Below are 14,743 nucleotides of genomic sequence, written 5' to 3'. Positions count from 1 at the left end.
TTTTGCTTTACGGGTGGTTGGAGACACGTAGTGTCATCTCACCGAGTCCGTCACACGCCGCGCGTATTTCGTCCCCTGCCACCACAGGACCGACACCTTCTGGGGTACCCGTCAGGATCACATCTCCCGGGTGCAACGTGTAGATACGCGACGCGAGTTCAATCAGGTCAGGAATGTCGATCGTCATCGCACCCGTCGAACTATGCTGCCGCAGTTCGCCGTTTACCCAGAGGGACATGGTGAGTGCGTGCGGATCGGCAATTTCGTCAGCCGTGACGAAACAGGGGCCGAGCACGGTGTACGTGTCGGGGGATTTCCGGAAGCTACGGTCCTCGGCTCCGCGGACCGTCATGTCCAACCCAATGCAATAGCCAGCGACGTGTGACATGGCATCGGCCCGCGAGATTGCGTGTCCCGCCCTTCCTATCACCACGCCGAGTTCGACCTCGTGGTCAGTTCTGCGATCCGGCAAGATGACTTTCACGCCCTCCGAAGGGCCTGCGATGGCGGAGGTGGCCTTGAGGAACAGTCCGTACTTCTCTGCGGGCCGCTCCACGCCTTCCAGTGCCTTGCGATGCACACCCTGATCAACGCCGGCGTCCTTCGTGTCCTGCTCGACGTGCAGTCGATAGTTTGCCGGCGCGGCCATCACCTTGCTTGGGTTCGAAATCGGGCTATGCAAGCGAACCTGCGAGAGCTTGCAGGGATGCGCACTGTGCCGCGCCAGCCGGGCAGCATCCATCAATGCGGGAAGGTGCGCGATCAACGGGTCGCCCAGCGGCACCGGCCAACGCATCGACGGCAGTGCATCGAGCGCGGACGAGATGTCGAACACCTCATCGCCTTCGATCAGGCCCAGCCGGTCATTGTCAAATCGGCAGAATCTCATGCGGCGCGTCCTCGTAGGTTCTTGATTGCGGCGATCCTGGAGCAGCCCTTTGGGCTGCTCCAGGGTTCCAAAGCCAGTCGAAGCAGCGGTACAGGTCTTCTGTGGTGCGCTCCTGTAATTGCTGCGTTCGTACTTCCGCATCGGTGCCACTGCAGTGATAGGTGTGCCAGAGGGCGCGCGACTCGAGCTGAACGCGCGCGGTCCGCACGAAGCGCGTTCGCTCGAAAGCTGCGAAGGCGCGCTCTGGATCCTCGGGATGCTTGTCCAACAAGGCGGTGAGTTCGGATGCGTCTTCCAAAGCCATGCCCGCGCCCTGCGCAAGCGACTGCAACGTGGCGTGTGCAGAGTCGCCCAGCAGCGTGACTCGTCCCTCGGACCAGCGCCGCAAAGGGTTGCGATCTGCAATAGCCCAGCGGCGCTCCAGATTGACCACGGAAATCACATCGCGAACCTCCGGCTGGGCCTTGGCCGCTATGGCGTTGATGTAGTTCCTGTAGCCATCATTGTCGGTAGGTTCCAGATCTGGCGGTACGCGGAAGACAGCGACGATGTTCATCTCGGTGCGCTCACGCAGCGGGTAGTAGATGACGTGGAAACCGTCGCCTGTCCACATGGTGACGCCCATGCGTCTTTGCAGGTTCAATGGGGCTTCACTCATGGGCACGATGGTGCGGTGAGCGACGTACCCGGTGTCGCGCGATGCATCTTCGGGATGCATCTGCGCGCGCAGGCGTGAACGAAGGCCGTCGGCCGCCACGAGCGCGCAGCCTTCGATGGTTTCCCCTCGCTCGGTCTGGACCTGAACGGCATCTGGAGTCTGCGTATAGCTGCTCACGGTGGTCGCCTGGTTCAGGTCCACGTTGGGCAGTTGCCGTACTGCCTTCAGCAGGATTTCGTGTAGATCGACGCGGTGGATGGCAATGTAGGGTGCCGGGTATCGGCTCTCGAAGGCCTCACCCTTTAGTGGCACGCGCACCAGCTTCTCGCCGGTATAGGCGTCCAGCAAGAGAAGGTCATCCGGCAGGTAGGAGGCTCGGCGCACTTCGTCACCCACGCCAAGGCGCTGGAGCACCGGCAGTACGTTGGGGCCAATCTGAACGCCATAGCCGATGGGCGCGATTTCGGCAGACTGTTCAAGAAGGCGCACGCTGCGGCCCCGCTGGCCTAGGCCCAAGGCGGTAGCCACGCCACCCAGCCCGCCGCCGACGATGAGAAAAGATCGAGTCATTGGCAGGACTCCAGTCCGTCATAGCCGCAGAATTTCATCAGGCCCTCGTCGGTAAGAGCCACCAGCACGGCGTCTTCACTTGCCGAATGAGCGACGCGCACACCCAACGGTGCGACGAAGACGTCGCCAAAGGACCACTCAAAGCGCTCTTCACCCACCGCGCTGGTGCCGCTACCCCGGAGCACGACGTAGATTGCATTGGCGTTGCGCCGGTAGGCATCTCCCTGCCAGCCCGAGGCCCACTGGTGAACCTTGATCGTGATGGTGGGCATCAGAGTGGAAGTGACGTCCACGGTCTTCCCAAAGAAAGAGGCATCGCTGCCGCCCGAACTGGCCGCCGCGAGCCGGTTCTTAATGTCAGCCCATTCGATGCGCATGGGGGAGTGGTCAACGCGCTCGGCATTCTGCTCCCAATGTTCGGGGTGATCCTCCGCCTTCATGGGCTCCAGCAGATGCACGAGCGGCAAGTCCAGGCAGTCAAACCAGAATGCCTGCGAATCACCGTCGTGTCCGTGGCCGTGCCAATGATTGCCGGGCGTGAGGACGATGTCTCCGGTTTCCATCGGGTGTCGCTTGCCATTGACCACTGAGTACGACCCGCGCGATTCGATGATCACGCGCAGCGCGTGTGATGAATGGCGGTGCGAGCGCGCCCTTTCTCCTGGCAGGATCGACTGGTAGGCCCCGACGAGTGTGCGTGTGGTAGCGAAGTCGTTGCCCTCGATTGGGTTACGCAACACGAAGTTGCGCCGCTCGGCCAGATCGGTGCCGATCACGCGGCCGGCTGCGAGCAACGCTGGCCGGATCTCGGAAAAACGCCAATGCGCAGGGACAAACTTGGAAAGAGGGTCGCGCCACATCAACGGCTGCTTGCGCGGCGTCCAGCCTGGAGTGCAATTCTGTGCATCAATGGCATGGATAAGTTCATCGACGTCCCGGATCGCGTCGTAGCGCGATGCGGAGGCTTCCAGGATTTCAGGCATAGAGTTGTTCCAATGCAAAGAGGCGGGACTCAGGCGTGGACAGCCACTGCCCGGCCTATGTGACGGCAGGCGTCCTGCGCGGCAAGGCGCCCGAAGATGCAGCCTTTCGCAAGCGACGAGCCGCTCAGATACGAGGCGCCATGCAGCCCTCCCATGACTTCGCCGGTGGCGTAGAGGCCGAGAAGCGGTTGGCCGAACACATCCAGCACGCGGGCGCCAGCGTCGGTGCGCAGGCCGCAATAAGTCGAGTTGAGGCCGGTAGTGCAGGCAATGCCGTAGAAAGGCGCGGCCGAGAGCGTCGGTACGGTGCCGTAGCCTGCGGTGAGGCAGTCACGGCCCATCTCGTCACCCCCGCGGCCTTCAGCCGCGGCGTTGTACCGTGCCACCGTGGCCCTCAGTGCCTGGGGCGGAAGGCCGAGCAGGACGGCGAGTTCGTCCAGCGAGTCCGCGCGCTTGATCAGTCCGGCTTCCAGTGCCGAGTTGTAGTCGTCCACTGTCGGGAAAGGGGCGGACTGGTCCATGATGCGCTGGTCAAAAACCTGCACGCCGATACGGCCGGGCTGCTTCAGGCATTCCTCGCCGATCACCTTGTAAGACAGAGATTCATTGACGAAGCGAACTCCGTTCGTGTTCACGACGATGCCACCCTTGTACATGGTATGCACGAGGTGCGGCGCCAGCTTTTCCTTCCCCGCGAGCGGCGTGGTAGCGGGCGCACCAAAGGTGCCCTTGGTAAAGCCCATATCCACCAGATCGGCGCCCAACGCCCATCCCATGCGCAATCCATCCCCCGTATTGCCTTCACCTCCCATTGGTTTGGCATCGGCCAAATGCGGCGCGAAGCGAGCAACGAGCTCGGGTGAACGCGAGAAGCCGCCGGTCGCGATGATCACGCCGTGCCGCGCCATCACCTGCTCGCCATTCGTCAGTTCTACGCCGATGACCCTCCTCTCGGCCTCGTCTCCATCGGTGATCAGGCGACGTGCGGCCGCATTTGCGCGGAACTTGCCGCCCGCATCCAGCAGCGCCTGGTGCAAAACGCCCAGCATGTGCTTTGGATCCAGGCTATGCAGGCGCGGCATGGACTGGCCACCGTTCAACGTGACGCTATCGAAGTCCAAGCCCAATGCTTCGAGCCAGCGATAGGCGTCGTACTGGTGCTCAGCATAGGCATGCACCACCTGCGGGTCGTTGGCATGATGCCCGCAGGTGAGCAAATCCTGCTCGAGCAGTTCGGGCGTATCGGCGATGCCCTGCTCTTTCTGCACACGGGTGCCGGCGAAGGCAAATGCACCGCCGCACATGGCGGTACTTCCTCCATAGGTGGGCATTTTCTCGAGCAGGATCACCGAAGCGCCGAGGCGCGCCGCCTCAAGGGCCGCGCAGTGGCCGGCCATGCCCGCGCCCACTACGACAACGTCGTATTGCAAGGATGCCTTGTTCATTTCGTCTCCCCTTTCAGTCGAGTTGAAGACCCAGTTGCTTGATCACTGCGCCCCAGGACTTGATGTCGCCCTTGATCTGTGCGTCCATCTGCTCGGGCGAAGCCGCCAACGGCGTTAGCGATTGCGCTGCAAGCAGCGCCGTCATCTCTTCGCCACGCAGGACAGTGTTGATCTCTTCGTTGAGCCTGCGAACAATCGCCGGCGGTAAACCGCCGGGGCCGACCACGCCCATCCAGATCATCGGAATCTCCACACCGGTGACCCCCGCCTCGGTGAGCGTGGGGACCTCAGGCAAGGAAGGCACGCGGCTCTTCCCGAGAACAGCCAGCGGCGTCAGCCGACCGGCCTTGATAAACGGCGCCGATCCTCCGACATCAAACATGGCCGAATCCACGTCGCCGGCGACCACCGATTGCGTCGCTGGAGCAGCTCCCGGAAATGGAACCTGCAATACATCGATGTTCACCTTCGATTTCAACAACTCGGTCGCGAGCGTGTAGGGCTGCGCAGAGCCTGTCGAGGCGTATGAAAGCTTGCCCGGGTTGGCCTTGGCGCGTTCAATGTAGCCCTTCATCGACGTGATCCCGGTCTTGGGGTTTACGAAGATCACGGTCTGGAATTCAGCCAGCAGGGAGATCGCCGTGTAGTCCTTGTTGGCGTCATAGCCCAGCGGTCGCTTGTAGAGCGCCGGCAGCATCGACCACGGCGTGGTCACGCACAAGTAGAGCGTGTAGCCATCCGGTTTGGCACTGGTGGCGTACTGCGTGGCAATAAGGCCATTGCCGCCGGGCTTGTTCTCCACGACAACCGGCTGGCCAAGACGTTTGCTGAGCCCTTGCCCCAGCACGCGGGCCGCTGCATCCAGACCGCCGCCGGCACTAAAAGGGACAACGATGTGGATCGGCTTTGTTGGGTACGCCTGCGCCGCCGCGGTTGCCGCGGCCAAGGTGAAGGCTGCCGCCGTCAGGGCGCGCACCAGGGGAATGCGTGGGATCATCGTGAATCTCCAGTTCGTTGTCGTGGGCGCCGCCAAACGACTCGTGTTCCATCGTTCTCGGCGAGCGCGCATCTCAGCGGCTCGTCGCAGCGTTTCGGGCCCACCAAGCTGAAGCGTGGCGCCCGCCAAAACGTCCGGACTCAGCGGGTTTCAGCACATCGACCTTCAACGTGGTGTAGGGACCAAGGCCGGCGCCCAAGATGAGATAGCGGATGACGTCGCCCAGCGGTTCGACAATGCGTGCGTTCCGCAGTGGTCCCATGTCCACCGGCTCGAGGCCTAGATCACGCGCGAGGCCGGCGACGGCATCACGCGCGTCAGCGTAGTCAGAGGCAATAAACGCTGAGACTTTCTGCGCGCGCAGCTCGGCGACAGGCATTTCGAACAACTCCTGTGCCATCGTGTTGAAGCACTTCACCACGCGGCTGCGGGGCAGCCATGCTTGGAGCTTTTCTGCGAGAGACTGCGCAACTGGTGCGAAGTCGAATTTCCCTTCAGGCACCGGCCAGTTATTCGGATCGATCACGACCTTGCCATCCAATGCGGAAATGTCATCGATCACGTGATCGGGCTCCACGTCGCGAACGCTGTAGAAAATCACGTCACCAAAAAGGGCCGCTTCGCGATTGCTGCCTGCCCGCGCGCCCGCAGCGCCATTCTTCTGCGCCAGGTCGGCGGCCTGGATTGCAGTCTGCGGATTGCGCGCGCCGAAAAAGACTTCGTGCCCGTGAACAGCCCATCCGCAACCCAGAATGCGCCCCATGTTGCCGGTGCCGATGATTCCGATTTTCATCACGTCGCCCCTTTTTCTAAAGCCGATCGCCGCGCGGGAAAAGGGAAAGAAGCCGATACGATTCGTCCTGATCGTTCGGCTGACTTAGCTCCATGCCGAAATGCCCGTGGTAGAGCGTGTCGTCGACGGGGCGCTGGGTCACCCAATCGCGGACCACGCTGCGGTAGGAAATCTTCCACAAGCCCTCGCGACACTCATATCGGTTGAAGGTGCGGCAGGCGGCGATAGCCTCCATTGCCGACCCGTCCGCGGCACGAGTGCGATGGTAGGAAAGGCGGTGCGTCTCACCCTCTGCCTTGTCGCCGTTGACGCGGTACCACTCGTTGAGCACGTAGTGGGCTGTGAGTTCGTACTTGGGCAGGAAATCGCGGAACACCCATTCGGCGAACTCTGTCGCGCGGCCGCTGTACATATCCCCGTGTTCCTCGATTGCGTCCTCGAAGAAGATGGAATGCAGCAGTGCTGCATCGCGCCGATCGACCCCGCGGCAGTAGGCCATCTCCAGGTCGTGCAACCGATCCTTCACCACCAACTCGCGCAACATCTCGTCCGTCGTCTTCAACATAGTTCTCCTTGGGCTGCCGCTTGAAGCAAGCTGGATATAACAAACCGACCCGCTGGTTTGTAAGTGTGGGGCTTGAGTCTTTCCGCGGCATCAGTGTTTTCGCTAGGTACCGCCCCTTCGATGCCTCGCGCTTCGCGAGGAGGCACCTCTTGATTTGATCGGGCGAGCGCGTCGAACGACGGGCCGTTGCGATGAGAGCGAGCCTAGGGAACCCGAAAGCAGACTAAGACGAACTTCCGCGCTTGGCCGCTCCTGCCCTACGTCGAGTGGGTGCGCACGCGCTTCACGCCTCGACTCTGGAGAGGGCCCTTTGCGGATGCGCGGGCTGTCCGAAAGCGGGGCGCTACGTACTTCGGGCTCGTCTTGTCCGTGTTGTCGTTGACGAATGCAAGGATGGCCTGCTTAGCGGCCCCTTCATTCCATGAAGGGCGGATCAGTTTGAGCAAGCGCGACCTGCGTCACTGAGGGCTGACGGAGTAGCGCACCACCACGCCGGCCGGATCGAAGTAGACGTAAAACATATACGGCAGGTAATTCTGCTGTATGTGCCAGCTCCAGATCGGGCCGTCGAAGGAATCAACACGCGTCACCTGAAAGGGCTTGCCATAGGTGCGCAGGATGTCTGCTTCGCGCCATTTGCCGATCTGGATCGGGTTGTTGACCAACGGCGCGGCGAGTTCGGAACGCACGGCCACCACTTGCCCGGCCGCGTTCAGATCGACGTTGTTGACCTCGTGTCCATATGGCTCGGTTGAATATTGCAAGCGCTCGCCGCCATCGGGCAGTGGGTAGGTGGCGGTCGGCTTGCCCAGCTGCTGCAGGGCCTGGGCGCGCGAAGAGCCGACGGCCAGGCGGGACGGATCGCTGGCGCAAGCGGCCAGCAGCAAGGCCAGGACCGGCGGCAACAAGTGCAGGTGGAAGGCTTTCATGGGCGTCTCCATGTCGAAGATCGGACAGCCGTCATCGTAGCGGACCCCGGCGCAACGTACGCCCACGTACGTGGGCGTAGTAGGTAGGCGCGCGGATATTCCGGAATTCGACAGACATCTTCACAGCCTGGCCAGCCCTGCCCACGGCAATGTCTTCCACCGCGAGCGATCAGGTCGCCAGGAATCTTGGCCAGAATGCGGAAGGCAGAAGGTCATGGAGCAACATAGCGATCCACGGGTGGCGCATGGAGCAACTGCGTCAACGGCAAACAGACAGCGCGGCGTCGTCAGTCTCATCGACTACGTCTGGGGCGCGATCCTGCTATTCCCAGCCCTGACCATCTTTTCATCCACGCACGTCTGGGATCTTGGTGCCACCTACCGACTTGCCGCAACGGCAGTGTTCTTTGGCTTGCTTCGGGCCATCCTAGGGCTTCGAGCATTCCTGGTCCTCACCTACGTCCCTGCGCTGTTCGGCGTTCTGGCCGTGGGAGCGGACCTTTTACGCGATTTCAACCTTCTCGAGGCCGCCATGATTCGGCCGGACCCCCACGAAGCGTGGCCAATGATTCAGCCTCATGCCCACTGGATAGCCCTGACCGCGGTACTGCTCGCCGTTCCGATCTGGGTGTTGTTTCGCACTCCGTCAACCCGGACGGCGCGCGGGAAGTGGCGCTCGGCCACCCTTGCGGCAATCACCTTCGCTGCGATCACATGCGGTGCCGTCTTTCATGACACCCTGCTGCGCGCATGGCCGCTGAATGTGATTTCCATTGCCGCGGCTTCTGCGATCGGGCGTGACGAATTCATCGCGACGGCCTTGCCCTATGCGCCCATCGACCCTCGGTCGGCGTCGGCGAGTTGGGGCGCCTCGCGGTTGCCGGGACTTCACCCGCAGAACGAGACATACATCCTCATCATCGGGGAATCGGTGCGTGCCGACCGGCTCGGCCGATGCGGCGGGCAACAGCAGGTGGCGATCAAGCATCAAGACGCGATCATCTATTGCGATGTCACGTCCGGGTCCAGCAGCACGCATACGTCGGTCCCTCTGCTCGTCTCGCGCGAAATGCCTGGCGGTGCATTTCGGGTCAGCAAGGACGCAACATTCATGAAGGCTTTCGACGAAGCTGGATTTCACACCTATTGGCTTGCCGTCCAGGAAAGAGGCATTGCGTGGCCTGACGCCAACACCGAAATGTTCGTAACAGTAGAGAAGACCGATCGAGAGAGCCTTCTGCCATTGCTCAGATTGGTGCTCGCGCGGAACGAGCCCAGGAAGTTGATCGTGATGCATGCCTACGGCGCACACTTTTCGTACTGCGATCGCTATGAGCCCTCAACAGCTGCTTTCCAGGCCGACTGTTCGAAGCTTTCTGAACTTCCGGATGATTCCACCCTTCCGGAATTCATCCGCGCCTACGACAACGCCGTAGCCGAATCCCTCCGATTCGTCGATGCTGTGATCTCAGAGATAGGGCAGGCGGGCGGCTCGTCCTTCGTGATGTACACGGCTGACCACGGTGAGAACCTGCTTGACGACGGACGAAGACTTTTTCAACACGCGCTGAAAGATCCGACGCGCTGGGACACGACAGTCCCGGCCGTAATTTGGGCGAGCGATGAATGGCGCGCCGGCAACTCCGCGCGTTGGGAACAACTCCGTGCCAACCATGAAGCCAAGGCGATGCATGCCGACCTTGTGCCCACCCTGCTCGGTTCAGCGGCCATTCGATATGTCGACGACCGGCAAGAGGCTATCGATCTCGGATCGATGACAGCAGCTGCCGAAAGAACCCGGTGGGTAATGCGACGTCTCGGTGAGAAGATAAATGGCGACCAACTGCGCCGAGCACAGCCCGGGCGACAGTAGCTCTGGTCTCGCCTACCGCTTCGGAGCGCGGGTGATGCGCAGGATGTGGTCTTCCCTGATTTCGAAGTCCGGAACATCCAGATCTGCCCTCCACAGCAGTTGCGGATCCTGGTCGGCGTACTGCTGGATCGCGCGGCCAGCGTAGTCCCATTCGCCAAAGCGGCATGGGTTGCGATACCCGCCTTGCCAAGGGCGCACCGGCGCGTAGCGGTCCGCGCCCAGGGGCACGTGTTCGACCTCGCATCCGTCGGCCGGGCTCAGCAGGGAGTAGACGAAGAACGACGGACGCCCGGGCGCGATCGGACGCAGGTTCCAAGTGTGGGTGGTTTGCGCCCGAAGGTCATCGAGCATCCCATCGGTGGTTCGAACGAGGGCAAGCGGTGTACGTTGGAAGGTGTAGAACTTCGGGCTTCCCGCCGGAATCTCGGCAAGGTCGATTTCCAGGTAGGCTGCCTCTTTGCGTTCCAGCCCCGCCATCCACGACACGAAGGCGACCCAGGCGCCCGCGGCGACCAGAAAGGCGATCACAAGCAGAACACGACGTAGGGTCACTTCGTTTCAAGCAAGCCGGCGATGGCGTACGGCTCCCGTAGCTCAGCCCATTTCAGCAAGCTGTCCAATGCCGGGCAGAGCTGCTGCCCCCAAGGTGTCATCCGATAGTCGACTCTTGGTGGCACTTGCGAGTGCACGGTGCGTTCGACGATGCCGTCAGCCTCGAGTTGTCGCAATTGCTGCGCAAGCATCTTCTGGGAAATGCCGGTGATGCATTTCTCCAGGTCCGAGAACCGCAGCACCTTTCCACCGAAGAGGTGGAACAAGATAACAAGCTTCCAGCGCCCCTCCAGAAGGCTGAAGCACGCCTCGACGTCGATGGCGGCGGTGAGCGGCGTGTAAGCCTTGCGCTCCGCGGGGGGTGGAGCACTAACTTTCTGGTGCGTACTTGTCATGATGTGAGCGTAGGCCGAGCATCCGTGCATTGCAACTGCCCGCTGACTTCGATGAACATCCAGACCCCTGACGCCATTGCGCGATACCTTGAATCGCGTGGACCCGACAACGAAGCCTCCCTCAGCGAGTACTTCCACGCGGATGCAGTTGTTCGAGACGAGGGCCAGACGTTTCATGGCTTGAACGCCATCATCGCCTGGAAGGCGACAGCTGAAGCCAAGTACCAGTACCGGCTGGTGCCACTCGGCCTCTCGCGGGAAGGCGGCACGTTCAAGCTGTTGGCGCACCTCGAAGGCAATTTCCCGGGAAACCGCGTCGATTTGATGCACGTCTTCGGCCTCAAGGACGGCCTCATCGACTCTCTCGAAATCCGTACACCTGTCGAACTCGAGGGTCGAAGGGCGCTCGTCACGGGCGGCACCAAAGGGATTGGAGCCGCCGTGGTCGCGCAATTGACGCAGGCCGGAGCCACGGTGCTGACCACAGCCCGCTCGGCGCCTGCGGACCGTGGGAAGTCAGCCTTCGTGGCCGCAGACCTGTCCACGGCAGCCGGCTGCGACGGCGTCGTACGCGGCGTCGAAGACCAGCTCGGCGGCGCGGACATCGTCGTCCATGTAGCGGGGGGCTCGTCGGCACCCGCCGGCGGATTCGCCGTGCTTGATGACGACGAATGGCAAAAGGCGTTCGCCATGAACCTCTACGCTGCCGTTCGCATTGACCGAGCCCTCCTGCCGGGCATGCTTGTCCGCGGCGTGGGCGTCATCGTGCATATCACCTCCATCCAACGGCAGATGCCGTTGCCGGAGGCAACCACTGCCTACGCTGCCGCCAAGGCCGCCCTGTCAACGTACAGCAAGAGCCTGTCCAAGGAGGTCAGTCCGAAAGGTGTGCGCGTCGTGCGCGTCGCGCCTGGTTGGGTGGAAACGGAAGCCGCTGTGAGCCTCGTCGAGAGAATCGCCAAAGAGAACGGAACTGACTACGACGGTGCACGCCGCTCCCTCATGAACTCCCTGGGGGGCATACCGCTTGGGCGTCCTGCCAAGCCGCAGGAAGTCGCAGAACTGGTCGAATTTCTGGTGTCACAGCGCGCAGCCTCCATCACCGGGGTCGAATACGTTATCGACGGGGGAACAGTTCCCGTTGCGTGAGGCAAGCTTCGGCGCTGCGCCGGCTTGCGGGGCGTTGCGGAGTATTGTTTTCCGAACTTGACCCAGGTCAAGGCGATCGCGCGGCATTGCGGGGACAGTGGCCGCATGCCAAATGACACCATCTTTCTCCTGCTCTACTTGCTGCTGGGCGCCGCGGCCACCTGCGCAATGTCCTTCCTCGAGATCAGCATCGACATCCTGGACGGGTCATGGGACTAGCAAGCCGAACTGCCTCCACAAGATGAGCATCAAGATGCACAACCCATCCGAGCAACTGATCAAGATGGCGAATCAGATCGGAACTTCCATCGGCTTCCAGATGAATGACGAGCCGCGTGCCGTTCAGGATGCCATCGCTGCCCACCTGAAGATGTTCTGGGCGCCCAGCATGCGCGCCCAGTTGTTCGACGGCCTCGATGCCGGTCAGGGCGATCAGATCCTGCCTGTCGTGCGCTCCGCCCTCGGCAACAACCGTGAGCTGCTCACCAAGGGGAGGGGGCAGGTGAACGGCGTCACCGCCCCGGTCGAGCCCGAGGGCGGGAGCGACGCAGGCTAATCGAGCAGCCCGGCCGTCTCGAGGCCGTGCCTGCCGGCGGGATGGCGGCAATCGATCTCCTCGAATTCATTGAGCTTGTCGATCTCCACGCCCATCGCGATGTTCGTGACCTTCTCGAGGATCACCTCGACCACAACCGGCACCCGGTGCGTGCGGGCGAGCATCATGGCCTGCTCGAGCGCTGGCGCGATCTGCTCCGGGTCGGCGACCTGCAGCGAGCGGCATCCCAGGCCGCGCACCACCGCCTGGTGGTCGACCCCGTAACTCTTCAGGTTCTCGTCCTCCACGTTCTGGTTCTCGAAGCCGAGCTGCACGCAATAGTCCATGTCGAAGCCGCGCTGTGCCTGGCGAATCAGGCCCAGGTAGCTGTTGTTGACCAGCACTTGCACGTAGGGCAGCCGGAACTGTGCGCCCACCGCCAGCTCTTCCACCAGGAACTGGAAGTCGTAGTCGCCCGACAGTCCGACCACCGTGCGCGTGGGATCCGCTGCGACGACGCCGAGCGCCGCCGGGATCGTCCAGCCCAGGGGACCGGCTTGGCCGCAGTTGATCCACTGCCGTGGCCCGTACACCTGGAGGAACTGCGCGCCGGCGATCTGCGACAGGCCGATGGTCGAGACGTAGATGGTGTCACGCGGAAAGGCCTTGTTCATCTCCTCGTAGACGCGGAACGGCTTGATCGGCGTCTCGGTGTAGTGGGTCTTGCGATGCATCAGCCTCTTTCGCTCCGCGCAGCGGTGCGACCAGTCGCTGAAGTCGACAAGTTGCCTGGCCGCCTTGCGTTCGCGCGCAACCTCGACAAAGAGGTTCAGCGCGGCTCCGGCGTCGCTGACGATGCCGAGGTCAGGGTTGAACACGCGTCCGATCTGCGTCGGCTCGATATCGACGTGAACGAATTTCCGACCCTTGCAGTAGACCTCGGTCGAGCCTGTGTGGCGATTGGCCCAGCGGTTGCCGATGCCCAGCACGAAGTCGCTCGCAAGCATCGTGGCATTGCCATAGCGATGGCTGGTCTGGAGCCCCACCATGCCGGCCATCAGGGGATGGTCGTCCGGTATCGCGCCCCAGCCCATCAGCGTCGGGATGACCGGCACGCCGACCAGTTCGGCGAACTCGACCAGCAGCGCACTGGCGTCGGCATTGATGATGCCGCCCCCGGCGACGATCAACGGCTTGGACGCCGACTGCAGCATGTCCAGCGCGCGTTCGATCTGCTTGCGGGTCGCGGCGGGACGGTAGACAGGCAGCGGCTCGTAGGTGTCGATGTCGAACTCGATCTCGGCCATCTGCACGTCGAAAGGCAAATCGATCAGCACCGGCCCCGGCCGGCCGGAACGCATCAGGTGGAAGGCCTGCTGGAAGGCGCGCGGCACCAGTGCGGGCTCGCGCACCGTCACGCTCCACTTGGTGACGGGCTTGGAGATCGATTCGATATCGACGGCCTGGAAGTCTTCCTTGTAGAGCCTTGCGCGTGGCGCCTGGCCGGTGATGCAAAGGATCGGGATGCTGTCCGCGATGGCCGAGTAGAGGCCGGTGATCATGTCCGTCCCCGCGGGCCCCGAGGTACCGATGCACACGCCGATGTTGCCGGCCTTCGCGCGGGTGTAGCCCTCGGCCATGTGGGAGGCGGCCTCGACGTGCCGCGCCAGGATATGGGCGATCGACTGCCGTTCGCGCAGCGCGGCGTAGAGCGGATTGATTGCCGCGCCGGGTATGCCGAAGGCCTGCGAGATGCCTTCCTTCTCCATTACCAGCACTGCCGCCATCGCGGCCTTCATCTTCGCCATTGCACTTCTCCTGTTGAGTTGTCGAACAGGTCGGATCGTCTGGCGTTCCAACGGCGCGAGGAAGAGTGAGGCGCGGCATTAGCCATATTCCATGCGCGAATGAGTGCCCGATCGACCCCCTTGCCCAGAGGAGCGTGCGTCGCGGCTAGGGACAACGAGCATGTCGCATTTTTGGGAAGTTGACGTGGGTCAAGAAATTTTGGAGATGATGCTTTGACAGTCGGACCTTCGCTGAATCAAGCCCCACAACCCGAGACAAGGAGGTTCGAGATGGACCGTCAATCGATTGCAGTTGCGCTGCCGCATGCGAAGCGCGCGGAGAAGGCGGAGCACGGTGCGGCGTACCGCTGGATGCAGCTGGGGATGGGCATCCTGTGCATGGCGCTGATCGCCAACCTGCAGTACGGATGGACGCTGTTCGTGAACCCGATGGAGGCGAAGAACCACTGGGGGCTGACGGCGATCCAGCTGTCGTTCTCGATCTTCGTGGTGGTGGAGACCTGGCTGGTGCCGGTGGAAGGCTGGCTGGTGGACAAGTTCGGCCCGCGCCCGGTGATCGGGGGCGGGGCGGTGCTCGCGGGGCTGGGCTGGGTGGTGAACGC

General features: G+C 62.5%; 15 protein-coding genes. 4 read left to right on the top strand and 11 right to left on the bottom strand.

Annotated features, from left to right (window positions below):
- Positions 1–7: 7 nt before the first annotated feature.
- The 8 genes from AC1D3B_RS34755 to AC1D3B_RS34720 all read right to left on the bottom strand — a co-directional run bounded on the left by AC1D3B_RS34755 (position 8) and on the right by AC1D3B_RS34720 (position 7,829).
- Positions 8–889, bottom strand: coding sequence for a fumarylacetoacetate hydrolase family protein (locus AC1D3B_RS34755; protein WP_478195217.1), 882 nt, complete (start codon positions 887–889; stop codon positions 8–10).
- Complete coding sequence (locus AC1D3B_RS34750) at positions 870–2,117, bottom strand: FAD-dependent monooxygenase (RefSeq protein ID WP_478195216.1); 1,248 nt, start codon at positions 2,115–2,117, stop codon at positions 870–872. Before AC1D3B_RS34750 ends, AC1D3B_RS34755 begins: the two co-directional genes overlap by 20 nt.
- The gene (locus tag AC1D3B_RS34745; protein ID WP_478195215.1) at positions 2,114–3,100 is read right to left on the bottom strand and encodes a cupin domain-containing protein; all 987 of its coding nucleotides are present in this window, start codon (positions 3,098–3,100) and stop codon (positions 2,114–2,116) included. Before AC1D3B_RS34745 ends, AC1D3B_RS34750 begins: the two co-directional genes overlap by 4 nt.
- 29 nt (positions 3,101–3,129) lie before the next feature.
- Entirely contained in the window at positions 3,130–4,545 is a 1,416-nt protein-coding gene (locus tag AC1D3B_RS34740; RefSeq protein WP_478195214.1) for an FAD-dependent oxidoreductase, read from the bottom strand.
- A 13-nt stretch (positions 4,546–4,558) separates the two neighbouring features.
- On the bottom strand, positions 4,559–5,521 hold the full coding sequence (locus AC1D3B_RS34735; RefSeq protein ID WP_478195213.1) for a Bug family tripartite tricarboxylate transporter substrate binding protein: 963 nt from the start codon (positions 5,519–5,521) through the stop codon (positions 4,559–4,561).
- A gap of 94 nt (positions 5,522–5,615) precedes the next feature.
- Complete coding sequence (locus AC1D3B_RS34730) at positions 5,616–6,335, bottom strand: NADPH-dependent F420 reductase (RefSeq protein ID WP_478195212.1); 720 nt, start codon at positions 6,333–6,335, stop codon at positions 5,616–5,618.
- A gap of 16 nt (positions 6,336–6,351) precedes the next feature.
- On the bottom strand, positions 6,352–6,897 hold the full coding sequence (locus tag AC1D3B_RS34725) for a nuclear transport factor 2 family protein (RefSeq protein ID WP_478195211.1): 546 nt from the start codon (positions 6,895–6,897) through the stop codon (positions 6,352–6,354).
- A 461-nt stretch (positions 6,898–7,358) separates the two neighbouring features.
- Positions 7,359–7,829, bottom strand: a complete 471-nt coding sequence (locus AC1D3B_RS34720) for a hypothetical protein (RefSeq protein ID WP_478195210.1) — start codon at positions 7,827–7,829, stop codon at positions 7,359–7,361.
- A 214-nt stretch (positions 7,830–8,043) separates the two neighbouring features.
- Here AC1D3B_RS34720 and AC1D3B_RS34715 point away from each other — a divergent pair, with 214 nt between their 5' ends.
- Positions 8,044–9,702, top strand: coding sequence for a sulfatase-like hydrolase/transferase (locus AC1D3B_RS34715; protein WP_478195209.1), 1,659 nt, complete (start codon positions 8,044–8,046; stop codon positions 9,700–9,702).
- A gap of 12 nt (positions 9,703–9,714) precedes the next feature.
- Here AC1D3B_RS34715 and AC1D3B_RS34710 read toward each other — a convergent pair whose 3' ends face one another.
- Both AC1D3B_RS34710 and AC1D3B_RS34705 read right to left on the bottom strand, forming a co-directional pair.
- Complete coding sequence (locus tag AC1D3B_RS34710) at positions 9,715–10,230, bottom strand: Rieske (2Fe-2S) protein (RefSeq protein WP_478195208.1); 516 nt, start codon at positions 10,228–10,230, stop codon at positions 9,715–9,717.
- Between the two features lie 20 nt (positions 10,231–10,250).
- The gene (locus AC1D3B_RS34705; RefSeq protein ID WP_478195235.1) at positions 10,251–10,649 is read right to left on the bottom strand and encodes a winged helix-turn-helix transcriptional regulator; all 399 of its coding nucleotides are present in this window, start codon (positions 10,647–10,649) and stop codon (positions 10,251–10,253) included.
- 369 nt (positions 10,650–11,018) lie between these two features.
- Here AC1D3B_RS34705 and AC1D3B_RS34700 point away from each other — a divergent pair, with 369 nt between their 5' ends.
- On the top strand, positions 11,019–11,798 hold the full coding sequence (locus AC1D3B_RS34700) for an SDR family oxidoreductase (protein WP_478195234.1): 780 nt from the start codon (positions 11,019–11,021) through the stop codon (positions 11,796–11,798).
- A 253-nt stretch (positions 11,799–12,051) separates the two neighbouring features.
- Positions 12,052–12,354 (top strand): formate dehydrogenase subunit delta, encoded by a 303-nt coding sequence (locus tag AC1D3B_RS34695; protein ID WP_478195207.1) that lies wholly within the window; start codon positions 12,052–12,054, stop codon positions 12,352–12,354.
- Here AC1D3B_RS34695 and gcl read toward each other — a convergent pair.
- A complete protein-coding gene (gcl, locus tag AC1D3B_RS34690; protein ID WP_478195206.1) occupies positions 12,351–14,141 on the bottom strand; it encodes a glyoxylate carboligase in 1,791 nt (596 codons plus the stop codon). The genes AC1D3B_RS34695 and gcl overlap by 4 nt on opposite strands.
- A 351-nt stretch (positions 14,142–14,492) precedes the next feature.
- Here gcl and AC1D3B_RS34685 point away from each other — a divergent pair.
- A partial coding sequence (locus AC1D3B_RS34685) for an MFS transporter (protein ID WP_478195233.1) occupies positions 14,493–14,743 on the top strand: 251 nt, incomplete at its 3' end.

Source organism: Variovorax sp. P5_A3, assembly GCF_056400665.1.
This window is presented reverse-complemented; position numbering and strand designations above follow the sequence as displayed.